This window comes from Cyanobium sp. ULC065, from assembly GCF_977927515.1.
This window is the reverse complement of sequence record NZ_OZ376393.1, coordinates 1481625-1505640: the sequence shown is the minus strand read 5'-3', so window position 1 is coordinate 1505640 and position 24016 is coordinate 1481625. Positions and strand designations below refer to the sequence as shown.

General features: G+C 61.9%; 25 protein-coding genes and 2 pseudogenes. 18 read left to right on the top strand and 9 right to left on the bottom strand.

Features of this window, described 5'->3' with window-relative positions; all coding sequences use genetic code 11:
- Nucleotides 1-2: 2 nt before the first annotated feature.
- A complete protein-coding gene (locus tag ACXMDP_RS07370) occupies nucleotides 3-260 on the bottom strand; it encodes a hypothetical protein (protein ID WP_457767186.1) in 258 nt (85 codons plus the stop codon).
- Nucleotides 261-476: 216 nt separating this feature from the next.
- On the opposite strand from ACXMDP_RS07370, the gene ACXMDP_RS07365 reads away from it, so the two are divergent.
- From ACXMDP_RS07365 to ACXMDP_RS07355, 3 genes and pseudogenes are all read left to right on the top strand, one after another.
- Nucleotides 477-803, top strand: coding sequence for an AbrB family transcriptional regulator (locus ACXMDP_RS07365; protein ID WP_259729650.1), 327 nt, complete (start codon nucleotides 477-479; stop codon nucleotides 801-803).
- 420 nt (nucleotides 804-1223) lie between these two features.
- Nucleotides 1224-3545 carry a diguanylate cyclase gene (locus ACXMDP_RS07360; RefSeq protein WP_457767185.1) on the top strand — a complete coding sequence of 774 codons (2322 nt, stop codon included), beginning with the start codon at nucleotides 1224-1226 and terminating at the stop codon, nucleotides 3543-3545.
- 60 nt (nucleotides 3546-3605) lie between these two features.
- Nucleotides 3606-3794: pseudogene (locus tag ACXMDP_RS07355) on the top strand (AbrB-like transcriptional regulator); the annotation flags it as partial.
- A gap of 182 nt (nucleotides 3795-3976) precedes the next feature.
- On the opposite strand, the gene ACXMDP_RS07350 reads toward ACXMDP_RS07355, so the two are convergent.
- A complete protein-coding gene (locus ACXMDP_RS07350; protein WP_311134128.1) occupies nucleotides 3977-4360 on the bottom strand; it encodes a DUF4079 domain-containing protein in 384 nt (127 codons plus the stop codon).
- 888 nt (nucleotides 4361-5248) lie between these two features.
- Between ACXMDP_RS07350 and ACXMDP_RS07345 the strand changes: the two genes are divergently transcribed.
- On the top strand, nucleotides 5249-5446 hold the full coding sequence (locus ACXMDP_RS07345; RefSeq protein WP_259729652.1) for a hypothetical protein: 198 nt from the start codon (nucleotides 5249-5251) through the stop codon (nucleotides 5444-5446).
- Nucleotides 5447-5616: 170 nt separating this feature from the next.
- Here ACXMDP_RS07345 and ACXMDP_RS07340 read toward each other — a convergent pair whose 3' ends face one another.
- The gene (locus ACXMDP_RS07340; protein WP_259729653.1) at nucleotides 5617-6933 is read right to left on the bottom strand and encodes a metallophosphoesterase family protein; all 1317 of its coding nucleotides are present in this window, start codon (nucleotides 6931-6933) and stop codon (nucleotides 5617-5619) included.
- Between the two features lie 395 nt (nucleotides 6934-7328).
- Between ACXMDP_RS07340 and ACXMDP_RS07335 the strand changes: the two genes are divergently transcribed.
- Nucleotides 7329-8099 (top strand): sulfite exporter TauE/SafE family protein, encoded by a 771-nt coding sequence (locus ACXMDP_RS07335; RefSeq protein WP_094510939.1) that lies wholly within the window; start codon nucleotides 7329-7331, stop codon nucleotides 8097-8099.
- A gap of 267 nt (nucleotides 8100-8366) precedes the next feature.
- Here ACXMDP_RS07335 and ACXMDP_RS07330 read toward each other — a convergent pair whose 3' ends face one another.
- Together ACXMDP_RS07330 and ACXMDP_RS07325 are read right to left on the bottom strand one after the other, a co-directional pair.
- Nucleotides 8367-9020 carry a pyridoxamine 5'-phosphate oxidase family protein gene (locus ACXMDP_RS07330; RefSeq protein WP_259729654.1) on the bottom strand — a complete coding sequence of 218 codons (654 nt, stop codon included), beginning with the start codon at nucleotides 9018-9020 and terminating at the stop codon, nucleotides 8367-8369.
- Nucleotides 9021-9022: 2 nt separating this feature from the next.
- Complete coding sequence (locus ACXMDP_RS07325) at nucleotides 9023-9640, bottom strand: glutathione S-transferase family protein (protein ID WP_259729655.1); 618 nt, start codon at nucleotides 9638-9640, stop codon at nucleotides 9023-9025.
- Between the two features lie 245 nt (nucleotides 9641-9885).
- Here ACXMDP_RS07325 and ACXMDP_RS07320 point away from each other — a divergent pair, with 245 nt between their 5' ends.
- Both ACXMDP_RS07320 and ACXMDP_RS07315 read left to right on the top strand, forming a co-directional pair.
- Nucleotides 9886-10419 (top strand): TetR/AcrR family transcriptional regulator, encoded by a 534-nt coding sequence (locus ACXMDP_RS07320; RefSeq protein ID WP_457767184.1) that lies wholly within the window; start codon nucleotides 9886-9888, stop codon nucleotides 10417-10419.
- A gap of 116 nt (nucleotides 10420-10535) precedes the next feature.
- Nucleotides 10536-11729, top strand: coding sequence for an HAD family hydrolase (locus ACXMDP_RS07315; RefSeq protein WP_457767183.1), 1194 nt, complete (start codon nucleotides 10536-10538; stop codon nucleotides 11727-11729).
- Here ACXMDP_RS07315 and ACXMDP_RS07310 read toward each other — a convergent pair.
- Nucleotides 11697-11867, bottom strand: a pseudogene (locus ACXMDP_RS07310) (helix-turn-helix domain-containing protein); the annotation flags it as partial. The gene ACXMDP_RS07315 and the pseudogene ACXMDP_RS07310 overlap by 33 nt on opposite strands.
- A gap of 840 nt (nucleotides 11868-12707) precedes the next feature.
- Here ACXMDP_RS07310 and ACXMDP_RS07305 point away from each other — a divergent pair.
- The 9 genes from ACXMDP_RS07305 (at nucleotide 12708) to ACXMDP_RS07265 (ending at nucleotide 20700) form a co-directional block, all read left to right on the top strand.
- Nucleotides 12708-14213 (top strand): arylsulfatase, encoded by a 1506-nt coding sequence (locus tag ACXMDP_RS07305; RefSeq protein WP_259729658.1) that lies wholly within the window; start codon nucleotides 12708-12710, stop codon nucleotides 14211-14213.
- A gap of 86 nt (nucleotides 14214-14299) precedes the next feature.
- Nucleotides 14300-15223 (top strand): formylglycine-generating enzyme family protein, encoded by a 924-nt coding sequence (locus ACXMDP_RS07300; RefSeq protein WP_259729659.1) that lies wholly within the window; start codon nucleotides 14300-14302, stop codon nucleotides 15221-15223.
- A gap of 77 nt (nucleotides 15224-15300) precedes the next feature.
- Nucleotides 15301-16005, top strand: a complete 705-nt coding sequence (locus tag ACXMDP_RS07295; RefSeq protein ID WP_259729660.1) for a pentapeptide repeat-containing protein — start codon at nucleotides 15301-15303, stop codon at nucleotides 16003-16005.
- Nucleotides 16006-16104: 99 nt separating this feature from the next.
- Nucleotides 16105-16983, top strand: a complete 879-nt coding sequence (locus ACXMDP_RS07290; protein WP_259729661.1) for a bile acid:sodium symporter family protein — start codon at nucleotides 16105-16107, stop codon at nucleotides 16981-16983.
- Nucleotides 16984-17370, top strand: a complete 387-nt coding sequence (locus ACXMDP_RS07285) for a DUF1622 domain-containing protein (RefSeq protein ID WP_259729662.1) — start codon at nucleotides 16984-16986, stop codon at nucleotides 17368-17370. It abuts the gene before it with no gap.
- Between the two features lie 28 nt (nucleotides 17371-17398).
- Nucleotides 17399-17785, top strand: a complete 387-nt coding sequence (locus tag ACXMDP_RS07280) for a YidH family protein (protein ID WP_259729663.1) — start codon at nucleotides 17399-17401, stop codon at nucleotides 17783-17785.
- 299 nt (nucleotides 17786-18084) lie between these two features.
- Entirely contained in the window at nucleotides 18085-19059 is a 975-nt protein-coding gene (locus ACXMDP_RS07275) for a hypothetical protein (protein WP_457767182.1), read from the top strand.
- Between the two features lie 355 nt (nucleotides 19060-19414).
- Nucleotides 19415-19651, top strand: a complete 237-nt coding sequence (locus tag ACXMDP_RS07270) for a hypothetical protein (protein ID WP_259729665.1) — start codon at nucleotides 19415-19417, stop codon at nucleotides 19649-19651.
- Nucleotides 19652-20091: 440 nt separating this feature from the next.
- Nucleotides 20092-20700: a dihydrofolate reductase family protein gene (locus ACXMDP_RS07265; RefSeq protein ID WP_259729666.1), complete on the top strand. Its 609-nt coding sequence runs from the start codon at nucleotides 20092-20094 to the stop codon at nucleotides 20698-20700.
- Nucleotides 20701-20795: 95 nt separating this feature from the next.
- Here the strand turns inward: ACXMDP_RS07265 and ACXMDP_RS07260 are convergent, their stop codons facing one another.
- Together ACXMDP_RS07260 and ACXMDP_RS07255 are read right to left on the bottom strand one after the other, a co-directional pair.
- On the bottom strand, nucleotides 20796-20990 hold the full coding sequence (locus ACXMDP_RS07260) for a DUF4079 family protein (RefSeq protein ID WP_457767181.1): 195 nt from the start codon (nucleotides 20988-20990) through the stop codon (nucleotides 20796-20798).
- 88 nt (nucleotides 20991-21078) lie between these two features.
- Nucleotides 21079-21432 (bottom strand): DM13 domain-containing protein, encoded by a 354-nt coding sequence (locus tag ACXMDP_RS07255; RefSeq protein WP_259729667.1) that lies wholly within the window; start codon nucleotides 21430-21432, stop codon nucleotides 21079-21081.
- A 77-nt stretch (nucleotides 21433-21509) separates the two neighbouring features.
- Here ACXMDP_RS07255 and ACXMDP_RS07250 point away from each other — a divergent pair, with 77 nt between their 5' ends.
- A complete protein-coding gene (locus ACXMDP_RS07250) occupies nucleotides 21510-21689 on the top strand; it encodes a hypothetical protein (protein WP_259729668.1) in 180 nt (59 codons plus the stop codon).
- A 17-nt stretch (nucleotides 21690-21706) separates the two neighbouring features.
- A complete protein-coding gene (locus ACXMDP_RS07245) occupies nucleotides 21707-21910 on the top strand; it encodes a hypothetical protein (RefSeq protein WP_259729669.1) in 204 nt (67 codons plus the stop codon).
- Between the two features lie 284 nt (nucleotides 21911-22194).
- Here the strand turns inward: ACXMDP_RS07245 and ACXMDP_RS07240 are convergent, their stop codons facing one another.
- Nucleotides 22195-23553, bottom strand: a complete 1359-nt coding sequence (locus ACXMDP_RS07240) for a DUF1254 domain-containing protein (RefSeq protein ID WP_259729670.1) — start codon at nucleotides 23551-23553, stop codon at nucleotides 22195-22197.
- Nucleotides 23554-24016 lie beyond the last annotated feature (463 nt).

Here is a 24016-nt window from a genome sequence, read left to right as displayed (position 1 = left end):
GCTCAAACCTGCTGCAGCTGGCCTCTGCGCCAGCGCAGGAAGAGAATCAAAAGCAGCACGGTGACCAGCAGGTAGGCCAGAACGGCGAGCTTCAGGCCGGCCATCCCGGCGCCGTAGGTGGAGGCGGACAGCTGGGCCAGGCCTTTGTGTATCGCGAGTACCTCGAAGGCTGTGATGCTGCGGCCTATCTGGATCGAGAGAAGCCAGCAGACCTTCCCGCCTTGGAGACTGGAAACCATCTGGTGGAATTCAGCGGCCATGGGATTGGCGAGCTGCTCTGAGGGGAGGCACCAAAAGCACCGGAGCACCACAGCGACGACCCGCGGGCCTGACGATCATTAACCTGACCCGGGGTCAGGAGCTCCCTCATGGTCAGGACGTCGTTGGAGGTATGCGGAGGTTGGTTCGTGGAAGCGCGCCAAGCAACTTCTGCGGGACGGCCACACCTACCTCGACGGTGATGGGGATGGCGAGGCTTGCGAACCTCGAAGTCGGATCTGGTGCGAGCCGCCGGCTATGTGAGCACCAAGAAGGACGGCAATGAACGGCTGAACTTCACGGCCGTTTATGAGGCGCTGCCGGAGGCAAAGGGGGTCAGTCTCGGGGAGGGGACTGGCACCAGCAAAGGCAAGGCCGGCCGCTCCTTGAGCTATGTGGCCACTGTGCAGGGCAACGGCAACCTGCTGATCGGCAAGGCCTACACCGCCATGCTCGATCTGCAGCCCGGCGACGAATTCGAGATCAAGTTGGGTCGTAAGCAGATCCGCCTCGTGCCTGTGGGTGGGGCTGACGAAGAGGAGTGAGCGCGGCCTTGCGGAGTGTTGTCTGGCCGACCTGCAGACCCCACCCTGATCCTGCAGGAGGAGTGGGTCAATTTCGGTTTTAGCGCCTCAGAGAAATGGGGAACGGCAGCGGCCTGGAGCGACCAGTTCCTCCGGGAAGGGATGACTGAGCCGGGGCCTCAGCCAATGACCGGCTGCAGCGTTGCGCAACCATCAGATGAGGTAGGGACGAAACAGCCCGGAACGGAGCTCAATGCATCTGCGCTGCCGCGTAACAAATTCCATCCACCTCACAGTGCAGGGGATCGGGGATCCCCTGTCACTGTGCGTTGATTGGTCCAAGTTGAGTCCAGTCTCTTGATGAGCGTGGGGCAGGGAAGGAATCAACCATCCCCAGCGTCTCCGGGGAACCGTCGCAGGATCCTCCTCCTGCATCTGGCAATGGTCGGGTTGTTCCTTCTCGATCTCACCTTGCCGCGTAACGTTCCGCTGCTGCCCTACTACTTCCTTGTGGTGGTGCTCTCAGCGAGCTTGGCGACGCCACGCCAGATGGTCCCTTTGGTCGTTCAGGCCTATGGGCTGGCGATCATCTCCGGCCTCTACTGGGGCTTCCTCCCCTCGATCGACTACGCCACCCGGCTGCTGGCGCTCACCGGCGTGGCGACTGTGGCCCTGCAGCTCTCGGCCCAGCGCTGCCGGGAAACGGCCCTGCGGCGCCAGAGCGAGCAGACCCTCAATCTCACGTTTGACAACTCCGCCGCCGGCGTGGCTCTGGCGGATGCAAGCGGCCGGTTGCTGCGCGTTAATCCCGCCCTCTGCGACATGCTCGGCCGTGACACCCAGACCCTGCTGACGCTTTCCTGGCCTGATATCACTCATCCCGACGACATTGCCCTGGAGCAGCCGCTGGTGGAGGCGATGCTGGCGAACCGGCGCGATGGCTACCGGCTCAAGAAGCAGTTTCTGCGCGGCGATGGCAGCAGCATCTGGGTGGACCTGAGCCGCTCGTGTGTGCGTGGGCCCGGCGGGCACTTGGAGTTCTTCATCGGCCAGGGAGTCGACATCTCCGCCGAGATGGCGGCCCAGGATGCCCTTGCCAGATCCGAGGAGACGCTGCGCCACACCCTGGATCAATGCAGCATGGGCCTGGCGATTTGCGCGCCGGGCACGGGGGCCATCCTGCAGGCCAATTCGAAACTCTGCTCCGAACTCAACCTGACCCCAGCGGTCCTGAAGGGCAGCAGCCTGTTTGAGGTTTTCGGTGCCCTGGAGCAGGTGTCGGCGGAGGACGCACAATCGCTCACACCGGTGGATCAGGCCCCGCTGGAGTCCCTGCTGCGTGGCGAGATTGATTGTTATGGGGTGCGTGTGAGGCTGCAGTGGGCAGGCTTCCTGAGGGGCTGGGGTGAGCTGCAGCTCAGCAACATCCGCGATGCCAGCGGTGCTGTGAGACATGTGCTGCTGGAGCTCGATGACATCACCGAGATCGTGGCCCAGACGGAGTACCTTCAAGTCGCTGCCGCCTCGGGGGTGGTGGGGATCTGGGACTGGGACCCGGTGCACGACGAGTTGACCTGGGATTCGGTCATGTACCAGCTCTACGGCGTGCAGCCTGAGCGTTTTTCCGGTGCGGTGGAAGCCTGGGCGCAGACGGTGCATCCCGAAGACCGCCACTTCGCGGAGAGGGAACTGCAGGCGGCCGTGCGCGGTGAGCGGGATTACGCCATCCGTTTCCGGGTGGTGTGGCCTGATGGATCGGTGCGATTCATCCAGGCCGCGTCGCGCCGGTTCTTCGATGGGGAAGGCCGGGTTGTGCGGATCCTCGGGGTGAATTACGACGTGACGGAGTTGGTGCAGACCCAGGAGCGACTGCAGACCGAACAGCACCGGCTAGGCGCCACCCTCGATGCCCTGCTTGATCCGCACTTGATGCTTGGGCCGGTCCACGATGACGCGGGTTCCATCGTGGATCTGCGCATCCTGCGGGCCAACCCCGCCGCCGCCGCCTACAACCACATGGCGCTGGAAGATTTTGTGGGGGCCAGGGTGCGGCAGTTCTGGCCCGAACATGTGGTGGATGGACTGTACGATCGCTACCTGGCGGTTCTCAGCAACGGCAAGCCGCTGGTGCTCGACAACTTCCCCCTGCACCATTCCCAGCAGGGCGGGCTCCGCCACTTTGACATCCGCGCCGTCAAGGTGTCCGAGGAGGTGAGCGTCGTCTGGCGCGATGTGAGTGAGCGGATCGCTATGGAAGAGGCCCTTGAGCGCCGGGCCACCATCGACAGCCTGACCACCCTGATGAACCGCGAGGAGGTCTTCACGCAGATGAATCGGATCCTGGCCGACGACCAGCGCCGGGGTGGGGAACTGGGCGTGCTTTTCTGCGACCTCGATCATTTCAAGGATGTGAACGACAGATACGGCCACCATGCCGGCGATGCGGTGCTCCAGGCCATGGCCCAACGGATCCGCTCCTGCCTGAGGGAATCGGATCTGGCCGCGCGCATCGGTGGGGATGAGCTGTTGGTGGTGCTGCCTGGTTTGCACGGTCTCCCGGATGCGCTGACCATCGCAGAGAAGTTGCGCCGTCTGGCCAGCGAAGCGGTACCGCTCCCTCAGGGGCTGGTGCAGATCAGCATCAGCGTCGGCGTGGCCCTGGCCAGTGCCGGTGAATCGCCAGACGAGCTGATCGCCCGGGCCGACACGGCGATGTACACCGCCAAGCAACAGGGCCGTGATCAGGTTGTGGCGATCAACTGAAGCGGCTTCTCGATGTCGGTGTACTGCCCTCTCAGTTGCCAGGGCCTCAGCGCGTAGGGCGGCAGTGGCAGAAGCAAGAGCGGCCGCAAGATCAGCCACTCCGCCTAGGTGCAGTTCAACGGCAACCTGCTGGTGGGCAAGGCCTTCACCACCATGCTTGAACTCCAGCCCGGCAATGAATTCGAGATCAAGCTGGGTCGCAAGCAGATCAGCCTGGTGCCTGTCGGTGGGTCTGACGACGAGGAGTGAACGCGTTGAACCCGTTGGTTGCAGCACGCTCGCCGCTCGGGCAGCACCTGTTGTTGCATGGATGCAGGGTCCATCCCCTGGCCGTGACTCTCAGCTCGATCGCTCTGCTTACCCCTTGCGCTCATGCTTCTCCTGGTTTCCCTTCCTGAGGATGCCGGCCACAAGGAATCTGCAACGATCCCTCAGGGAGGTGACACCCCCGAAGGAGGTGGCGAACAGGTTCTCGCCTGGTAGTCGCAGGCGTAGATCGTCGGCTTTTGCCAGCTGAGCGGGATCTCCAACAGATCCCGGGGTCCACTGATCCCTTGGGCCAGAAAGATCAGCGTGGCCAGCACGTTGGCACTGACATGCAACCGACGCCGACGCAGGTGCTTGTGGATCTCAGGACGGCAGGACACAGAGACCAGCATCAGACCCGTGAGCCCGATGCCGCCCCAGAAGTGCGACTGCCAGAAGACCAGGCCGAACGGATTGTCGCTGAGACCGCGTTTGCCACTGCCCAACCCCACTGCCTGCTGGGGGAGCGCGAAGATCTGATCCGGGTGCTCAGTGAGGACCTTGACCACTTCAGCGTGGCTGGGGGCTGCTGATGACGACCAGCGTTACGAGTGAAACGTCTTGGCCTGAAGCGCGCTTCCTATCCAGTTCCAGCAGCTTCCACAGTGGCCAATGAAATCCTTTCTTGATAGTGGACTCTTGCATTCCATTCCAGTCGTGAATAGTGTGGCTTTCGCAAAAGCGAAGCATGTTGGCCAAGAGACTTCTTTGGACTTTGGCGACGCCTTCAGAGCTGCTTCGGTGCATGCATGACTGATGAGAACGCGCTGATTGCAAGGGCATTGCAAATCTGGGCATCAATATACCGCCACTCTTGGACGTGTTCGCACGATCGGAGACTGCGAACTGTATTAGGATTGCAAAGACTTAAGACCAGCGCAATGAGCCTAGCCAAGATGTCAGCGAAAACGCCAATGAACCGCTTACACTTTGACGAAAAGCTTAGACATTGGCTAACAGAGAAAGAGGATCGAATCGGTGACACCAGATACGGAGGTACGGCTTGGCTCTGGGTTGTATCCCGGTCAGGCGAACTCTGTCACTTGAATGCTGGAACGAAGCAATCTGGAGTCAAGCAGTACATCGGTTTGCTTGATGTGATGGGTGAGACATTGGAGTGGATGCCTGTACTAAGCGCAAAAGGTTCCCTCAAGAAGTTGGCCTTTGGCCCCGACTTGGAAGTTATTCCCGGGTTCTACCTTTACCTCAAGAAACCTCGGGTAGCCGATGCTGTTATGCCCTAAGGGCGCGTTTATCTGGCTCCTACACGACCACCGAACCCCACCCCGATGGTCCACCGGCACCCCATCGACCCATCGCTGCAGTCAGGGGATGGGTGCAGCAACCGGCAAGGGCTGACGCGAGGGTCTGCGCCCCTTTGACGAACCCGGCCCCGGGTGGCGGAAGCGGTGTTCTTTGGCGCCTCAGCCATGAAAAACCATTCGTTCAAGATCACCTGCTGGGGGTGGCTCTATCGCCACACGCGTCACCTGCACTGGTTGGTGGCATTGACCTGGCCCGTGCAGTCCTTTCCTCACAAACTCGCAATCGAACTGGAACTGCGCCGCTGCGAACGCATCTGGAAGCTGCCCTAGCGACCTCTGGCGGAACCCCTTGATGAGGGGGTCTGCTGGAGACCCGCGCCTGGGGGTCCACTTGCGCCAATCTTCGCTTGACAATAACAATTCTTGAGAGCTTACATGTCCATTGCCAAAATGAGCCTGACCAATACAGAGACGGTGACAGAATTAACGTGGAAAGATGATTAGTAACTGCAATTGGCAACTGAGTATTTATTATTGCTGACATTCGCCCTACCTGCTTCATAGTCACATTTCATGATGGCGTTCTTCCTTCGCGGGATGTTGATTGCGCTAGGATTGTTTCGAAATATCTGAGCCATGAGATCCGCGAACGTACCAGTTTCCAACGAAATGAAGCTCTTCCCACCTCTACTTTCCACCATCATTTCTTTCGAGTTAAATCGGACAAAGCCAATCGTTCCCTTGCTGGGATCAATCTGGACTGCCCAAAAGATGCCGTACAGCAGCGCATTGACATCAATGATGGGTACATTAACTCTGTTGCGATTGTAGATATCCTGTTTCCAGTCTCTAAGGTCATCCCATGTGTTACTGGCGTCACAGTGCCCGTTGAGCTTCTTGGGTGAGCTGCGGTTGTCACATCCGTAGTGTCCATGGATAACAGCAGCGATGTTCATGTCTGCTGCAGCTTGCTCAAACTCTGGAGACATTGTGCCATCTAACCTGTGGGAAAAGAGGATTACCGGTAGGTCAAGGCGTCCTTCACTGGATAGCTTATCTCGAATTCTTTTGAGGTACCTCGTAGAGGTCGTCGAGTAAAGCTCGTTGTGCAGCTGGACCAAGAGAACACCCGGTTTCGGATTTGGTGTACTCCAGAAATTCAAGTTGAATGAGAAGTTATTGGTTGGTTTATTGAGCTCAATCGCGTAGTAATAGGCATCCTTATTCATGCAGTACCAAGCATCACCGTATCCGAAGGAGCCGCAGCTTGTCAGCATATTATTATACCTACTATCTTCGATGGAAGTAGCGACTCTCCAGTTAATGTCTTTCTGAGAAGCTTTTTCCTCATTGTCAATCTGACTAAGGAATAGATCGTAGACACGCCAGCCTAAAAATCTAGGGGCAACAAAGTTATGCCCCTCAATCTCCTGCAAGCTCATTGGCTTGGCCCGGTCGTCGGAAGCAAGGGAGCCCATATGGTACAAACCTCGTGGACTGTCGAAACTCACCCAGTCATCGGCAAAGTCATTGTTATCGTGATTGCCAAGGCCATCAAATACCTTGACACCGAGTTTCTCGATCGGGAGATGGAATACTTCGCCGTATTTTCGGGCTTTGTCAGGTTTGTCGTGGGACAGATCACCAGCAACAACGAGAACCTTGCTACAGTCCGTGCAACGATTCAAGATACGGGCTGCGCCCAAGCCGGTTTCAGTGGCTAGGGCATCATCACCAAAACTGTACTGTGGATCTGCACCGACGAAGAAGGTGATCGGTTCGGCCTTGGCGGTTGCATGAAGCAGGCCGAGGGCCATGGCGAGGAGAACAACGGACTTCCTCAGTTCCAAACCTTCTCCTTGTTAATTCTTTCTAATCTTAGCAGATTATTGACTCTGTACTCTCAGCTACATGTTCCCTTGATTCTTGCTGGAGCAAGTCGAGGAACTGCCGGGCTTTGACTCCTACGAGCTCAACTGAGGATCAAGCCAACGCGTTGGTTACAGCTACGGTTCCATGGCCGCTGCGCCCGATATCGCAGGCCGTCACGCGGTAGGCAGGGTGTTCGTTGGCTGCACCTCTGGATCTGCAGCCAGGTCCGCCAAGGGCTTTGCAAGGACAAGCGGCTCCCTTGACGGACCCGGCCACGGGATGCGAGAGCCTCTCAGCCAACAGGAGCCAGACTCCATGCAGCGATTGCTGACCTCGGCGAATGACCGGTTGGATGGACTACAGCCTCGTCAGCCTGGCCGGGGCCGTCTGCGCCTTTCTGAACACCCTGGCCTCCAGCGGGTCTGCGGTGAGCCTGCCGATGCTGATCTCCCTGGGCATGGATCCAGAGATGGCCAACGCCACCAACCGCCTGCCGGTGATCGTGGGCTGCACCACGGCCGTTGCCACCTTCGCGCAAGCCGGTGCCCTGCCCTGGCGGATGGCCCTGCGGGTGGCCGGCCCGGCGACGCTCGGCAGTGTGGCTGGTGCCTTGCTAGCCGATGCGATACCGGCGCGGAATCTGGGGCTGGCGATCACGGCTGCCGTACTCGTGGCCCTGATCCTCCTGTTCACCAAACTGAAGGCCGCCCTGAACCAGCCGCCCCAGGAATCGGCCCGGTTCAGTCTCAAGGAAGCGCTGATCTTCTTCGGCATCGGCACCTGGGTGGGGTTCATCGTGCTCGACGGCGCCACTTACCTTCTCCTGGCTCTCGTGCTGGTGGTGCGCCTCCCCCTCACGGCGGCTAATGCCGTCAAGAACCTGGTACTGATTCCAACCACCCTGGTGTCCCTGCTGGTGTTTGCCCGCGATGGCCATGTGGCCTGGCTGCCCGGCGGCGCCATGGCATTCGGCAGCATCGGCGGCGGCATGCTGGCCGCACGCCTCGCCCTGTTGCCGGCCGCCAGGGTCTGGGTTTTTCGCCTGTTGGTGGTGGTGATCGCAGGGGAACTGATCCAGATCAGCCAGCACTTCCTGCACCGCCCTGCCTGAAGCCTGGTCGTCTAGCTCTGCAGCGCGCCCAGGTTGATGCTCCCGCCCGTGGCGCGGGTTGGTATCTAGCAGCTCAAGGGGCAAGCCATGCTGGGCTGCTCCAAGTGGGTGTTTAGCTTCTGAGCAACCGGCACAACGCAAGGACGATTGAGGTGAAGTGGCACTGCAGAGGCCATCGTCCGTGACGTTGTCGAGTGAGCGAGAAGCACCGCTTACCGATGGGCCAGTGGCTGGACGGCCATGTTGCCGGCAGTCATCGTGGCGCCATCAGCCATCCCGGAGTTCCTCTCCTTGTTGGCCTTGATCCCTTGCGGGGCGTTGACGTTCAAGCAGTTGCTGCTCAAGGGTGGCGATGTGCTCGCGCAGAGCCCGTTCCCGCTCCTCCACGTCTGTTGCCGTGAACCGGGGCGTGATGAATTGGGGGCAGTTCCAGTCGAAGGCCACCACCTTGAGGCGAAACAGGCGCTCCACTGCACCGGCCTCAGCATCCTGCGGGCGCAGCCACGTCGCCTGGTTCGGCGCTGGATTCACGTGAAGCGGAACCACTTCAGCCTCAGCATCGATTTTGAGCCGTCGCCTGGCGCGGTAATCCATCAGGAACAGGGCCACCCGTGGATCGGCCCGCACATGACCGGTGGTGAGCAGTTGCCTGTTGCCGGCGTAATCGGCAAATCCCAGGGTGCGCTCATCAATCACCCGCAGGAAGCCCACCGGCCCACCTCGGTGCTGGATATAGGGGGCGCCTGATTCGGTGAGGCTGGCGAGATAGAAACTGTCGCGGGCGCTGATGAAGGCGACCTCCCGTGCCCCCAGCCGATCCGGTTGCGGTGCCATAGGGCCAGCCTGGCTCTGCCCGTAGGCCTGAAGCTGGGCCGCTGCCACCGCTGGCGTGAGATGGCGATGCAGGTAGTGCTCGGTCATGGCTACAGGCTCAGCTCTGCATCAAGGCCCGCGATCGGGGCGTAGCCCGGCAACGCCTGAATCCGCCGGATCCAGGCCAGGACATTGGGATAGGGCGTGAGATCGATCCCCCCCTCTCCTGCCAAAGCGATGTAGGGGAACACAGCGATGTCCGCGATCGTCGGACGTTCCAGCTCCAGCCACTGGCGATCGCTCAGGTGCCGGTCGAGTTGTCCGAGGATGAAGCTGGACTTCTCCTGGGCGCGCTCGATCGAAAGGCTTTTCACCCCGAAGCGGTGAAACAGGCGGGCGTTTTCGGGGCCCTGCCGTACCTCACCGGCGGCTGTGGAGAGCCAGCGCACCACCTTGGCCTGCTCGTAAGGGTCGACGGGAAGCCACTGACCATCCCCTTGTCGGGCTGCCAGGTAGTACAGGATCGCCTGGGCGTCGGAAAGGGTGCTGGCCCCCTCTTCCAGAACGGGTACCTGGCCGAAGGGGTTGAGCGCCAGGAAGGGGGGTTGCTTGTGTTCTCCCTTCATCAGATCGACACGCACCCACTCGTAGGGCACGCCAAGAAGGTCGAGCAGGAGGCGCACCTTGGCGCTGTTGCCGGAGAGTTCATGGCCGTGGAGACGAAGCATGGTGAAGCGAGCAGTGGGGTGGAGGCGCGCGCAGAAGCAGGGGAGAGGCAAGGCCCCGAAACAGAACCGAAACCCGGCCCAGCAGAAGTAGACCGACCTGTCTGAACACCAGAAAGTTAGCAGACTGTTCTGTCTATCGCCTAGGGTTGGTCCAGATCGTTACCGCCATGGCTGAGAAGGCCACCAGCACCAAGCCAGCACCAGACAGAACCCGTACGGCCAGGGCCTCGGCCAAGCGCGAAGACTTGTTGAACGCGGCACAGGAGCTGTTTGCCCGCCAGGGCTACCGGGCCGTGGGGATCGACACGCTGCTCGCTGAAGCTGGCGTGGCCAAGATGACCCTGTACAAGCAGTTCGGCTCAAAGGAAGAGCTGATCGCCGCCGTGCTCGAGCGCCTGGCCGGCCAGATCACCAGCAGCCTCACCACCCGCCTCGCGCAGGCAAAGGGACGAAGCCATGGCCGGGTCCTGGCGGTGTTCGACTGGCTGGCCGATTGGGTGCGTTCCCCCACCTTCCACGGCTGCCTGTTCATCAAAGCGGCCAGCGAATACCCCGACGCAGGTGATCGTCCACGTCAAGCCGCGGAAGCCTTCAAGGCCGGCTGCCGGGAGCTGCTGACAGGGCAATGCCGCGACCTGGGCGTCGCTGATCCAGAGCGCCTCGCCTCACAACTTCACCTCTTACTGGAGGGTGCCCTGGTGCTGTGCTTCCTAGAGCGCGATTCCAGAGCTGCCATCCACGCCAGGGAAGCGGCCGCGGTTCTCCTCAACGCCGCTTGAGAGCAAGCCTGCCCCTTCAAGCCTGGAACACCTGGGTGGTGGATCCGACCAGCCCGTACGCCCCCAGCAACACCCCAGAGTGGTTGGCAGGGAAGGAGTTTCGGGGAGCGATGCTGGTGGCAAAAGAAGTCCTGACCACGGCGGCGGCAAGCCTGCTCGCTGTGGCGATGATGGCCCCTTTGGCGCCCGCCATGGCGAACCAGGCCAGCCCTGCAGGGTCCACGCAGCCGCTCCCGTCCTGGCGGGACGGTGCCACCCGATCGCGGATCCTGTCTTTCGTCGCCAGCGTCAGCCAGCCGGGGGGGGAGAGCTATCTGCCACCCGAGGAGCGCATCGCCGTCTTCGACAACGACGGCACGCTTTGGCCTGAGCAGCCGATGTACGTGCAGCTGGCCTTCGCGATCGAGCGGGCCCGCGCCCTGGTGGCCCGTCACCCCGAACTCGACGCCAACCCGGTCATCGCCGCCGCAACCGCTACCGGCAACGGGGAGGCCGTGCTCCCCATGGGCATCAAGGGCCTTCTGGAACTCGTGGGGATCACCCATGCCGGCATGAGCACGGAGGCGTTCCGCAATCAGGTGCGCGCGTGGCTGGACAGCGCCTGCCACCCGACCATGCAGCGGCCTTACACCGACCTCACCTACCAGCCGATGCAGGAGCTGCTGCAGCACCTGCGTGCCAATGGATTCCGCACCTACATCGTGTCGGCCGGCGGCGTGGAGTTCATGCGGGTGTTCGCCGAGCAGGTCTACGGCATCCCTCCGGAGCAGGTGATCGGCTCCAGCGTCGTCACCACCTATGCCCGCGAGGGCGGTTTGCCGGTGATCCAGCGCCAGAGCAAGATGCAGACCATCGCCGATCGGGCCATGAAGCCGGTCCTGATCGAGCAGCTGATCGGCCGCAGGCCGGTCGCCGCTTTCGGCAACTCCGACGGCGATCTGGAGATGCTCGAGTGGGTCACCAGCCAGCCGGGGCAACGGCTGGGAGTGATCGTTCACCACGACGACGCCGAGCGGGAGGTGGCCTACGACCGGGAGTCGGCCTTCGGCCGTCTCGATCGGGCCTTGAGCGAGGCGCCCCTGCGGGGCTGGACGGTGGTGAGCATGCGCAACGACTGGGCCAGCGTGTTCGCGGCCCCACCAGCGGCAACGGGGTCAGGAGAGGGAGTGGTCGAGCGCTGTGCCGTGCTCCCCGCGAGCCAACCCGCGGCGGCTGGAGAGCGTGGCACTGGGAAGCTCCCCGAACAGCCGGCGGTAATCCCGGGCGAAATGCCCCGCATTGAGGAAGCCCCAGGAGGCCGCCAGCCCTGAGATCGTTGCGCTGCCCGGCTGGGCCTCCAGCAGCCCGCGGCGCACACCATGCAGCCGCTGCAGCTTGAAGTAAGCCATCGGGCCCATGCCCAGGTGCTCCCGGAACCCCTGGATCAGGGTGCGTCGCCCCACATACATCTCACGGCAGAGCGCCTCCAGGCTGATCGGCTCCAGCGGATGCTCCTCCGTCCAGCGCTGCACCTGCTTGACAAGTTCGATCCGCGCCGGCGGTCGGTCGGGCCAGCCCTGTTGCCGGAGGCCCTGCTCCAGCGCGTCAACGAGCAGTGGGAGGAGACCCTCTGCACTTCCTTCAGGTTCTGACGGTGCTGGAGCAGAGGGTGTCTTCGAATGGAGGGGCAGCAGATTGAGCAACCAGCGCTGGAGCGGCGTTCGGCTGGCGGCGTCAATGGGCAGCACATTGAAGCGAAAGGGCGCCGATCCCAGATCGAGGCTCCCCTTGCCGCTGCTCCAACGCGTCAGCATGCCGGGGTTGACCATCACCACGGCCAGGTCCATCCGCTCAGGCGTGGAGAGATGGACGTCCGCCAGGGGATCCAGTCCGAACAACGCATCCGAACCGATGGCCGTGCCGTGGGCCCGCAGGGGTGGCGCGTTGCGGTCGGACACCAGGTTCAGCGCCATCAGTCGTTGGTCGCGTGGCTTGCCGCCAGCCACGTGCAGACAACGGTTGACCTGAAGCCGCAGCAACCGCAGCGGCCCGAGCTGGCGGGTGACCAGGTGGCCGCTGAGGTTGCCGTTGGAGAGCTGAAGCAGGCGCAGATCCAGGCCCGCCGCTCGCAGCTGGGTTTCGAGCTCTTCAACAGCCTCGAACCTGTGGAGCGGAGCCATCGAAGCCTGCACTTTTTGAGTGGCCCCACCCTGCCATGGGCGGCAGGTTGTAGCTGAGTTCATCAGCGTGCCGGGGCGGCGTCCCTCTCCAGCCCCGGCCCGCCTTCTCACCCCCAGCCTCCACCTCCCATGCCCAACGGACAACCCAACATCCTGATCCTCTGGGGCGATGACATCGGCCAGAGCAACCTCAGTTGCTACAGCGATGGACTGATGGGCTATCAGACCCCCAACATCGACCGTGTCGCCAAGGAGGGCGGGCGCTTCATCCACTACTACGCCGAGCAGAGCTGCACCGCCGGGCGGGCCGCCTTCATCTCCGGCCAGAGCGTGTTCCGCACCGGCCTGAGCAAGGTGGGCCTGCCGGGCGCCGAACAGGGCTATCGCGCCGAGGACCCCACCATCGCCGAACTGCTCCAGCCCCTGGGCTACCGCACCGGCCAGTTCGGCAAGAACCACTTCGGCGACCGGGATGAACATCTGCCGACGATGCACGGCTTTGATGAGTTCTTCGGCAACCTTTACCACCTCAATGCTGAGGAGGAACCGGAGCTGCGCGATTACCCCAAGCCGGAAGACTTCCCCGATTTCCAGAAGAACTTCGGCCCCCGCGGAGTATTGCACTGCTGGGCCAACGGTGATGGCACCCAGCGGATCGAGAACACCGGGCCGCTCACCAAGAAGCGGATGGAGAACTGCGACGAGGAGTTCATGGCCGAGGCCAAGCGTTTCATCCGGGAGACGGTGGCCTCCGGTGAACCGTTCTTCGTGTGGTTCAACACCACCCACATGCACTTCCGCACCCATGCCCGGCCCCAGGATCTGGGCCAGTCAGGGCGGTGGCAGTCGGAATACCACGACGTGATGATCTATCACGACAACTGCATCGGCGAGATGCTCGACCTGCTCGATGAGCTGGGCATCGCTGATGACACGATCGTGATGTACAGCACCGACAACGGGCCGCACATGAACAGCTGGCCCGATGCCGGCATGACCCCCTTCCGCAACGAGAAGAATTCCAACTGGGAGGGTGCGTACCGGGTGCCCGCGCTGGTGCGCTGGCCTGGGAAGATCGCGCCCGGCACGCTCTACACCGGCATCGTCAGCCACCTCGACTGGCTGCCTACGTTGCTGGCAGCGGCAGGGGAACCGGAGATCAAGGACAAGCTGCTCTCGGGCCACCAGGTGGGAGACAAGACCTTCAAGATCCATCTGGACGGCTACAACATGCTCGACTACTGGACCGGCCAGAGCGACAAGAGCCCCCGGGTTGAATTCTTCTATTTCTCCGACGACGGCGATCTCACCGGCCTGCGCTACGACAACTGGAAGTTTGTGTTCATGGAGCAGCGTCAGGCCGGCACCTGCCAGATCTGGGCCGAACCCTTCGTGACCCTGCGGCTGCCGAAGATCTTCAACCTGCTCACCGATCCCTACGAGCGGGCCGACATCACCTCCAACACCTACTGGGACTGGATGCTGGACCATGCCTTTGCGCTGGTGCCCGCCCAGGTGATCGTTGGGCGGTTCCTGGCCACCTTCCAGGCCTATCCGCCCCGCCAGAAGGCGGCGAGCTTCTCCCTGGAGGAGGTGATGGCGAAGATGACCTCCGCAGCCAGCGGCGGCCACTGAACAACGCAGCGTTCCGCGGAGTCGCCATGGTCTCGAACCGTTCCCCTGCCCCGGCTCTCCGGCCGGGGCGACCGCCGGCGCGGGACATGGCCTGGATCCCTGCGGGCACGTTCCTGATGGGCTCCAACCACCACTACCCGGAGGAGGCTCCGGCCCACCGGGTGGCGCTGGAGGGCTTCTGGATCGACCGTGCCCCGGTCACCAACGCCCAGTTCCTCAAGTTCGTGAAGGCCACAGGCCACCGCACCCTGGCCGAGCGGCCGGCCGATCCGGCCCTCTACCCCGAGGCGCCACCAGAGCGGCTGGCGCCCGCCTCGATCGTGTTCGTGCCCCCGCCCGGGCCGGTGGGAACGGGCGATCCCTACCGCTGGTGGCAGTACATCCCCGGCGCCGACTGGCGCCACCCGGAGGGCCCCGGCAGCTCGATCAGGAACCGCCCGCAGCATCCGGTGGTGCATGTGGCCCATGAGGATGCGGCCGCCTACGCCGCCTGGTGCGGCAAGCAGCTACCGAGCGAAGCCGAATGGGAGCGGGCCGCCTGGGGCGGCCGTGAAGGCTGCGAGTTCGCCTGGGGGGATGCGCTGCACCCGGTGGGCCGGCCGGTGGCCAACACCTTCCAGGGCGACTTCCCCCACCACAACAACCTGCTGGACGGCTATGCCGGCACATCGCCGGTGGGCGCCTTTCCTGCCAACGGCTTCGGGCTGCTCGATTGCATCGGCAACGTGTGGGAGTGGACCGATAGCTGGTACGGCCTCCACCCGCACCAAGCCGATGGGGCGTTACCGGCTGAGGGGAGCAGCGGCTGCTGCGCCGAAGCGGCTGCCGCCCGGGAGGCCAGCATCGATGCCACCAGCCAGCACGGAACGATGCCCCGCAAGGTGGTGAAGGGCGGTTCGTTTCTGTGTGCCCCCAGCTATTGCCGTCGCTACCGGCCGGCGGCGCGCATGGCCCAGGGCATCGACACCTCCACCGGCCACATGGGCTTTCGCTGCATCGTGCGGCCCTGACGCCATGGCGCCATCCGATTCAGTCCGCTGCTTTCCACCCCTTGGCTGACGCCTGCCGCAAGGTGATCCCTGCTCCGATGACACTGCCCAAACGATCCACCTGGCTGACCCGTCAGCAGCGCCGCCGCGAGTCACCGTTCTTCCTGTTGCTGGATCGCTCCTTCAGATTCAGGCTGTTGATGGCAGCAACCCTGTCCTTTGTGTTGCTGTCTCTCGTCAATCGTTTCGACAACTGCCATGGAGCCGAACCCAGCGAGCACTGCCTGACCAGCAATTTCCTGGACGTCATCAGCATTGACAATGTGGAGTCGTTCAGCATCGTCACAGCGGGTCTCGTTTACATCCTGGAGGCGGGTCGTCGCAAGGAGAGAGAACATCACGAGCAACTCTCGCTGTTGTTGGCGCAGCAGGAGGCTGGCATCAGATTCAGCCTGGCACGCATCCGCGCCCTTGAAGATCTGTGCTCTGATGGCATCTGGCAGGACGATTTCGATTTGCAGGCCACGAACCTGGAGGGCATCAAGATTCCGTTCAGCCGTTGGCGAGGCGGCAACTTCAGCAAGACGGTGCTGCGGAAAGCGAATCTGCAAGGTTCGGATCTGCAAGGGGCCAACTTCACGGAGGCCGATCTCAGCGAAGCCAATCTGGCCGGCGCGGACCTCAGCCAGGCCGATTTCACCCGCGCCATCCTCACCAAGGCCGATCTCCGCGGCGCCATCCTTACCGGCGCTGTGTTCCAGGAGGCTGATCTCACTGGAACCAGCTTGGATCCGAGCGGTTGAACATCAGTCACTTGCCTCTGAACCGCCCAGTTTCCATCCAGCTAGCTCGATGTCTTTCCATCCAGCCAGCTCCATCTATGTCTCCTGCCATCTGATGCCATGGGCCAGCCCTCCCTGTTGATCGTCAGCGCCGCCCTGTTCACGATCATGTTCGCTCTGGGAGTGGGTCTGACCGGAGAGGCGATCGTTCGCCTGAGCCGAAGACCCGCCCTGGTGATCCGGGTATTGATCGGCTCCTGTGTGCTGGTGCCCCTTGTCGCCCTGCTGCTGATGAAGCTGCCGCTGAGCTTGGCCCTGACCCAACCGGCCCGCATCGGCATCGCCCTGATGGCGGCCTCCCCAAGCGCTCCTCTCACCCTGCGCAAGGCGGGCAAGGTCGGCGGCGACCGTGAGCTGGCCGCTGTGCTCCAGGCCTGTGTGGCCGTGGCGGCAATCGTGTCGATTCCGCTGATCGCCGATCTGTACCAGTCCTCCTTCGGGGTATCCGGCTGGGACATCACGGCGAAGACGGTAGCCCTGCAGGTGGGCAAGAGCCAGGTGCTGCCCCTGCTGGCGGGCCTGACGCTGAGGCGCTGGCGGCCTGGCTTGGCAGAGCGGCTGTCCGGTCCTCTCGACAAGCTGGCCAATGGCCTGTTGCTGCTGCTGATTGTGCTGGTGCTGGTCAAGTCGTTGCCCCTGCTGGTCGCGTTCGTGGGCGCCAACCTGCTGGCTCTGCCCTTCATGGCGGTGATGGTGCTGGCGTCCCTGACCATCGGCTACGGGATCGCTGGCCCTGAGCCCCGGGAACGCGTCACGATCGCACTGGTCACCTCCATGCGGAACCCGGGCCTGGCCCTGCTGTTCGCGACGACCTACGGCAGCGACATTCCCGGCCTGAAACTCGCGGTGCTGGCCTACCTCGTGGTCACCGTGCTGCTGTCGATTCCCTTTCTGCGCTGGCAACGCCAGAGGCAGTCGGTGCCCTTCGCCGCCCCATAGATGCCCTGGCTTGAATCCTCCGAGGCCCTGCTGCAGGGTCTGGCGACTGTCGTTCGCCTCAGCCTGGAAGCACTGTCAGTGCTCTGCGTGGTGGCCGGCATGATCGCCACCTTTCGCCTGGCCCTGCCGTTCCTGCCCGTGCTGGCCCATCGCGGGCGCCGCCCCCCCAACGCGATTCGCCTCAGCTTCGGCAGCTGGCTGTCGATGGCGCTGGAGTTTCAGCTTGGTGCCGACATTGTGGCCACCACCACAGCTCCCACGGACAGCAACCTGATCCAACTGGCAACGGTGGCCGTGATCCGCACCTTCCTCAATGTGTTCCTCGCCAGGGAACTGGAGGCTGAACGGCGGCTGCAGCCAGGCCTGCCGCTCCAGCCGAAATCCTGATCAGCCCGTCCTCGCTACCTACCACCCCATGAACCTCACCAACGAACTGGCCAAGGAGCGCAACCGGGAGGCGGCGGAGCGCACGCTGATGGCCTGGATCCGCACCTGCCTCTCGCTGATCAGCTTCGGCTTCGGTCTCGACAAGATCATCGGAGCGATTGAGGCCAGCCGCTTCGAGGGCAGCTCCCATGTGCAGATCAGCGTGCGCCTGATCTCGATCGGGTTTGTGGTCACGGGGATCGTGGCCATGGCGGCGGCCACGCGTCAGCACCGCAGGGTGGTGCGGCGCTTGAAGCATGACAATTTCATCTACATCGAAAAGGCCTCGATCGCCACGGCGACGGCCCTGGCCCTCACCCTGATCGGCCTGGTGGCCCTGGTGCTGCTGATCGCCGGCGGAATGGGTGGCCGATGAGCTCTACCCGCCGGAACGGCCACAGCCGCCGCCCCTTCGAATCGCGCATCCCGTCGATGCCGTCCCGCCCCGTTGTGGGATGCTCTGGCTGTTCAAAGCCTTCTCACACCGGCCTCAAGCAGGTGATGTCACTCCCTTCCCTTCCGCCAATGGTCTGGTGCCTGCTTCGCGCTTTAGCTGTTCGTTCAGCGCTTCCGCTGCAGCGGATCAGCGCTGTGTGGCTGATCGCTGCTCTGGGTGGCGTCCTCGAGGCCTCTGTGGCGAAAGCTGCTGAGCCGGCTACGGCGGCGTCCAGCTTGATGGGGCCGATCCTGAGGGCATCCGTTCAGGCCGACCCAGCTCAAGGTGAAGAACCTCAGGGTGATACGGGTCTGAGTGAGACGGCCCAGCTTGAACCAGGCTCCGTTGACCCGGCGGCCAGCGAAGGCGCACCATCGCCGTGGGCCGGCAGCGTGGAGCTCTATGGATTCGCGCCGCTGCGCACCACCGGCTCCACCACCGTCAAAGGCTTCGACACCGAACTGGATCTCAACCTCGGCCAGGTGCTGAAGGCGCTCACCGGCGTGGCCTCCATCCGCGGCAGTGTGGAGTACGGCCGCATCGGCCTCCTCACCGATATCAGCTACGTCTCCGTGGCCGGGGAAGAAGGCAGGCTGCAGGACATCACAACACGCTCGATCGAAGGCCCGCTCGGCCGCCGCAGCCTCACCCTCACCCCTGACAGCCAACGCAGCGTCGCTGCAAGCATCAGCAACATTCAAGGCATCTACGACCTGGCCCTGCGCTATCGCTTCGGCGATCGGGAATCGGCCGTGGCCCGCGCCGGCAGCTTCGCTGTCATCCCCTACGCGGGCGTGCGGTTCGTGAACATGCAGTACAACCTGGCCGTGCAAAGCAGCGGGCCCGGCCGAACCCTCACCTTCCGAGGGCCGCGCCTGGAGGGATCCAGAACCCTTGAGGGCTTGAACCTTCAACCACAACAGTCGTTCGGGAGCACTGTGGCTCAGCCCCTGCTGGGCACCCAGGCCATGCTGTTTCTCTCCCCGCGCCTCAGGCTGTTCGCCCGCGCCGACGTCGGCGGCTTCGGGGTCAACAACGCCGATGATTACTCCTGGAACACGCAGCTGGGGGTGGGCTATGCCATCGGCAACTCCACCCAGCTCAACATCTCCTGGCGCTATCTGCACCTGGGGGGAAGCAATGGAGAGGATCCTGAAAACGCTTTCAACATCAACCAGAATGGCGTCGAAGCCGGTGTGAAGTTCTTCTTCTGATCGAGCAGCTACTGGGGGAGGAGGCCACCCTGCAGCTGCCTGCTCAGCTGCAGGCATGAACAACCTGGTAGGGAAACACAGCTAGGGGCGTACGCCCCTGGAGATCCTCCAGCAGTGGAGAGCGGCCTGCCTACCCACCAGCTCTCAGAAAACTGGAGGCGGGCATGGTCTGACTGTGCTGAGCCAGTACGCGCAGCTGAGTCACTGGGCATCACACCCCTTGCTACCACTGATGGTCAGGAAAGCTGCAAGGTCAGCCGACCGCCGTAGCTGCTCGTCCAAAACCTCACCACATCACGTGATGCATCCCAGAGTCAACGTTCCTAGGATGGGATTACTTCGAGATAGGGGCCCAATGGCCACCTGCGACCTACTGAACACCACTGCCACTGCTTCGAACGAAGACGCCCTGCATCAACTCAAGACGCTATTGCAACAAGATCAAAGCTTTGCCAATGCGCTGTCTGGGACGACCACCACAGAGGAAGCGGCCCATCTAGCCTTTGAGCACGGGATTTCTGTCACTCCTGAGGCCATCTGGCGTCAGCGTGGCACCCTGTTAGAGGGAGGAATTCCGACTTGGCGTGGCTGATTGAGCCCCCCTAACTCTTTCGACACAAGCTGGGGGCACCTTCGATCGAATCGATCTCTATCGCCAGAGTTATATCAGCGTGGGCGAGCCCGTCGGGCTGGTGGGTGTAAGTGATAGCTTCCACATAATCCCAGCCCGTGAGTACACTTAGGGAATCTTTGATCTCATCTAGTGTGAGGCTGGCAGCAACATCCCCGGCAGGACTATCGACCTTATCGGGCAATGCCAGAATCAGCCAACTTGGCCAGAGACTCTGATACTCTAGAGATGGTGAGGGCGACAGAAGGCTTTTCCTTGGTTGCTCAAGTTGGTTGCTCAAGACGCAATCAAGACTCTGACCTAGAGCAGATGTGGCCCTCAGAGCAATACGCTCAGCCTTCTAGAACCAGCATGCTGCAACGGAAGGCAACCGATGTGATCAAGCTCGCTTGTCCTCCGCTATGAGTTTGATCATCAACATCGTCAACCCGCCAGTGAAAACTCAGTACTATTCCGCCTCCAGCCTGGATGGCTTCATTGCCACCAAGGACAACTCCCTGGACTGGCTGCTTCAGTTCGGAGAAGCCGAAGGTACAGGCTACGAAGATTTTCTTGCTGAGGTTGGTGCGATCGTCATGGGCTCATCCACCTATGCGTGGCTGTTGGATCATCACATCAAAGCGGGAACACCAGAAGAAAAGCCCTGGCTCTATCAACAGCCCACGTGGGTCTTCTCGAGCCGCAAGCTGCCCACCGTGCGGAATGCCGATCTGCGCTTCGTGTCAGGCACTGTCACTCACGTGCACGAACAGATGGTGGCCACAGCGGCGGGGAAGAACATCTGGGTTGCCGGAGGCGGCGAGTTGGCTGCGCAGTTCTTCGATGCTGGCCTGCTTGATGAACTGATCATTCAGGTGGCCTCAGTGACCCTGGGGCAGGGCTCGCCGCTCCTACCGCGGCAGATCGCCTTCCCACCCCTGAGGCTCACCTCGGCGCGTGCCTTGGGCGAGGCCTTTGCTGAGCTCCACTATGAGGTGCCGCGGCAATTCCAGGTGTCCAGTCCCGCCTAGATGATGAAAGTGCGACGATATCTCGTGACATTGCAAAGGCGAATGGCTTTGTGATTGAGGTCACGAGAAGGAGCCCTTGGGAAGGGGGCTTTGCCTCAACCTACGGCGCACATTGTCCAGAGTGGAGAGGTGGGCTGTTCCCAGCTGAGCGGGATCTCCAGCAGATCCCAGGGTCCACTGATCCCTTGGGCCAGAAAGATCAGGGTGGCCAGCACGTTGGCACTGACATGCAACCGGCGCCAGCGCAGGTGGTTGTGGATCTCAGCACGGCAGGCCACAGAGAACAGCATCAGGCCCGCGAGCCCAATGCCGCCCCAGACGTGCGACTGACAACAGGGCCGATTGAAGCAGCCAGAGGCAGTCGACGGCCTGCATGGCTCAGGGCTTCAGGGGTGCCCAGGCCATTGTGGCGTTGAAGGCCTCGCACCAGATCAGCACCGACCCCGGCTGGCTGAGGTCAATGGAGGAGGGGATCACATTGCTCTGGGCGCCGGAGGCGGATTTAAGCGGGGCGAGGATTGTGTAGCTGCCGGCTTTGAGCGGAAAGCTGGGGGCCTTGGTGCTTGCCAATGGGGCTGCTGATGGGCTGAAGACCACTTTCAGGTCGGGGGCTGTCTCCTTGGTCTTGAAGTCGCTGATTATCACAAGCAACTGCTTGCCGGCTTTCTTGATGATGGTGAAGCGGCCATTAACAGGCGCTTCGGCCATGCGGAAGCTCCTGTGAATGGCCATGGGAGTTGCCTGGGCGATCACCATGGAGGCAGGGCCCTGCATGGTTTCGGCTTGCCCAGGAGCCGCGGAGCTGCGGATTGGAACTGAAGGATCTGGATTGGCGGCACGTTCTGTCGCTCAGCCTGTACGTGCTGCTCGAAGGGCGGGATGCCACAGTTCTCAAAGCCCTGCAGACCTATGGCACCACCCACCCGGTGCATGGGGAAAACCCGATCAGCTTCTGCAACGCCTTTTTCGTGGCTCAGCTGGTGAACTGAACGCGACGGACCGGTGGTTGCTGATCATCGATGCTGGCCTGGGTCTGTTCATCGGCCCTATCGCTTACTACTTCACCCTCGAATCCCTGTCGGTGATCAGCCTGACCCTGTTGTTCGCGCTCGTGTTGCCAGTCTCAACCCTTCTGGCTCAGTCTGAGCCTGATCGCCATCGGCCTGATGCTGCCAGGGGCGGCCATGCTGAAGGCGGCGGAACAGGGTGATCAACTGAAGCGCGTCTGTGCTGTTGGGAGAACCAGTCGGCTTGGCCACAGTGTCAGGAATGGTAGTTATGGTGGCCGGGATCATCACCAACCACCGTTCCATTCGATCCGATCAGGTCGTTCAACAGTAGCTGTCCATTCATTCCGAGCCTGTGGCCTGCATGAAGGGCAGACACGACACATTCCACAGCAGTGTCGTTCGGGAGGATTCACACTCCCTAACTGCCATTCAGGCAGCCCGAGCCAATGGTGATCACGACGAGTCGATGACGTTGATCGCTGAATCACTTCTGCAATTCGATTGGACCTGGCCGCCAGGTTTTGTTGAACCAGGGCTCCAACGGACCATAGAGGCGCAGAAGCGTGAACCAGCCCTTGCCAGGAATGGTCTGTACCCAGTTCTTCTCGAATCCAACAGGGGGCTTTGGGCCAAACCAGACATCGACAGAACCGTCGGCATTGGTTTTGATGCCCTTGTCCTGGCTGCTGACGCTCGGTGCTTTCTGGTCTGTCTGCAGCATGGAACGGGTCTGCGTGTCGTACACGATCACAGACCAGAAATCGGCCACGGGAACGTTGCGCGGCAGGCGCAACCGATAGGTTTTGCCGCCATCGAAGCGATCGCCCTTGGAATCCAACGCGGCCCAGGGATACTGGGAGCCCTTGCCGACAATCTTTTCTTCCATGGCCGGCGTCACACCGGTGGCGAAGTAGTAATAGAAAATCGCACCATCAAGGTTGGCCACACCTGGGGAAACTTCGAACCTGTATCCACCGAAGAAGGGCAACCGCCAGGAACTGTTGGGATAGAAATAGGCTTCCGGCTCGCGAATCTTGAGAGCCAGGGTTCGTGCCGTCACGGCACCGATGTTGGCAGCGTCGATGAGGATGGCTTTCCAGCGCTCGTTGGGGTTGAAGGGCTTGCCTTTGACAATGCCGATCGAGGCGAACAGTCCCAACGTGGTGGGGTCAGCGCCGGTGGGAGGTTCCTCCTGAATCACCTGGTTGAGCAGCGACCAGAAGGAGTAGTCGCCAGGGGCGACGAAATTGGCTGGCACGCCTGAGGCATTGGCAAACTTGACCGCCGGAGGGTTGGCAGCCTCGGAGAGTTGGTAGATCTTCAGGTTCGCTTTCACCGACTCCACCCCTGGCTTGGTGGAACCATCCACCAGGAAGGAGCGGAAGAACAGCCAGTTGCCGAAGGTTTTGGGTTTGACCACGACATAGCCTTGCGGGATGGCGCCCTGATACCCCGGTGGCAGGAACAGGTACTTGCCGCCCGCGCCCTTGTCGGCCCCCGTGATGCCGATGTCGGCCACCCAGCGATACCAGAAGTCATTGACAGCACCCAGCACCTTGGGTGGAACCTCGACCACCAGGGGACCCTGCTTGGTGTCGAGCCAGATAAAGCTGTATACCGTGTTGTCGTTGGCCGTGAGTTCTATTGTTCTGGGATCCACCAGGTTCTCCCAGATCACGTTGGTGGTGTTCTCGGGGCCAAATTTGCGCAACGATTCACGCATACCGGCCTGATTCACAATCGGAATGGCCAGCAGGTAGGCCTGTAACGCGCGGGAGCGATCCAGGTTGTCGTAGATCTTCTCGATGGTATCTGGCTGTGGGAAACCATCGATGAGGTTCAACGGGCCGATCGACGTCTCTAACCGGTCAGGAGTGGCCACTCCGGGTGGTATTGGCGTGGTCATCTGGAAGGTCTGAGCCGATGCAGTGGTGGCCGCATTCGCAACAAGAGCGGCAACGGCCAGTCCCAGACAATGTTGGCTTGACGACCTCATCTCGACGACTCCGTGTACTGGGAAAGAGAATGTCAGAAGCCTATCTCAAAATCACCTGGCAAACGATGCGGCCAAACGGCGGCCATCACCAAACCGCAAGAACTTTGCGGATCCAGGCAGCAACCCTGCTACAGCTTGGATGAATGGTCTTGCCATACCGTTTCATACTGGCATAGCTTCGTAAACTCAGATTTCATGCCATCAAAAGAGTCGTAGAGGGCTCGATGCCTGGGAAGACCGTACTCATCAGAACGCTTCTCATAGGAACGAACCCATTGGATCAGGTTGTCCAAGTTCTCATCTTGCTCCT

Coding starts and splice junctions, on each gene's coding strand:
- ACXMDP_RS07370 (WP_457767186.1), bottom strand. CDS start 260: ATGGCCGCTGAATTCCACCAGATGGTTTCCAGTCTCCAAGGCGGGAAG.
- ACXMDP_RS07360 (WP_457767185.1), top strand. CDS start 1,224: ATGGTCGGGTTGTTCCTTCTCGATCTCACCTTGCCGCGTAACGTTCCG.
- ACXMDP_RS07340 (WP_259729653.1), bottom strand. CDS start 6,933: ATGGCCCTCGGCCTGCTTCATGCAACCGCCAAGGCCGAACCGATCACC.
- ACXMDP_RS07335 (WP_094510939.1), top strand. CDS start 7,329: ATGACCGGTTGGATGGACTACAGCCTCGTCAGCCTGGCCGGGGCCGTC.
- ACXMDP_RS07330 (WP_259729654.1), bottom strand. CDS start 9,020: ATGACCGAGCACTACCTGCATCGCCATCTCACGCCAGCGGTGGCAGCG.
- ACXMDP_RS07325 (WP_259729655.1), bottom strand. CDS start 9,640: ATGCTTCGTCTCCACGGCCATGAACTCTCCGGCAACAGCGCCAAGGTG.
- ACXMDP_RS07305 (WP_259729658.1), top strand. CDS start 12,708: ATGCCCAACGGACAACCCAACATCCTGATCCTCTGGGGCGATGACATC.
- ACXMDP_RS07300 (WP_259729659.1), top strand. CDS start 14,300: ATGGCCTGGATCCCTGCGGGCACGTTCCTGATGGGCTCCAACCACCAC.
- ACXMDP_RS07295 (WP_259729660.1), top strand. CDS start 15,301: ATGACACTGCCCAAACGATCCACCTGGCTGACCCGTCAGCAGCGCCGC.
- ACXMDP_RS07290 (WP_259729661.1), top strand. CDS start 16,105: ATGGGCCAGCCCTCCCTGTTGATCGTCAGCGCCGCCCTGTTCACGATC.
- ACXMDP_RS07285 (WP_259729662.1), top strand. CDS start 16,984: ATGCCCTGGCTTGAATCCTCCGAGGCCCTGCTGCAGGGTCTGGCGACT.
- ACXMDP_RS07280 (WP_259729663.1), top strand. CDS start 17,399: ATGAACCTCACCAACGAACTGGCCAAGGAGCGCAACCGGGAGGCGGCG.
- ACXMDP_RS07275 (WP_457767182.1), top strand. CDS start 18,085: ATGGGGCCGATCCTGAGGGCATCCGTTCAGGCCGACCCAGCTCAAGGT.
- ACXMDP_RS07270 (WP_259729665.1), top strand. CDS start 19,415: ATGGCCACCTGCGACCTACTGAACACCACTGCCACTGCTTCGAACGAA.
- ACXMDP_RS07265 (WP_259729666.1), top strand. CDS start 20,092: ATGAGTTTGATCATCAACATCGTCAACCCGCCAGTGAAAACTCAGTAC.
- ACXMDP_RS07260 (WP_457767181.1), bottom strand. CDS start 20,990: ATGCTGTTCTCTGTGGCCTGCCGTGCTGAGATCCACAACCACCTGCGC.
- ACXMDP_RS07255 (WP_259729667.1), bottom strand. CDS start 21,432: ATGGCCATTCACAGGAGCTTCCGCATGGCCGAAGCGCCTGTTAATGGC.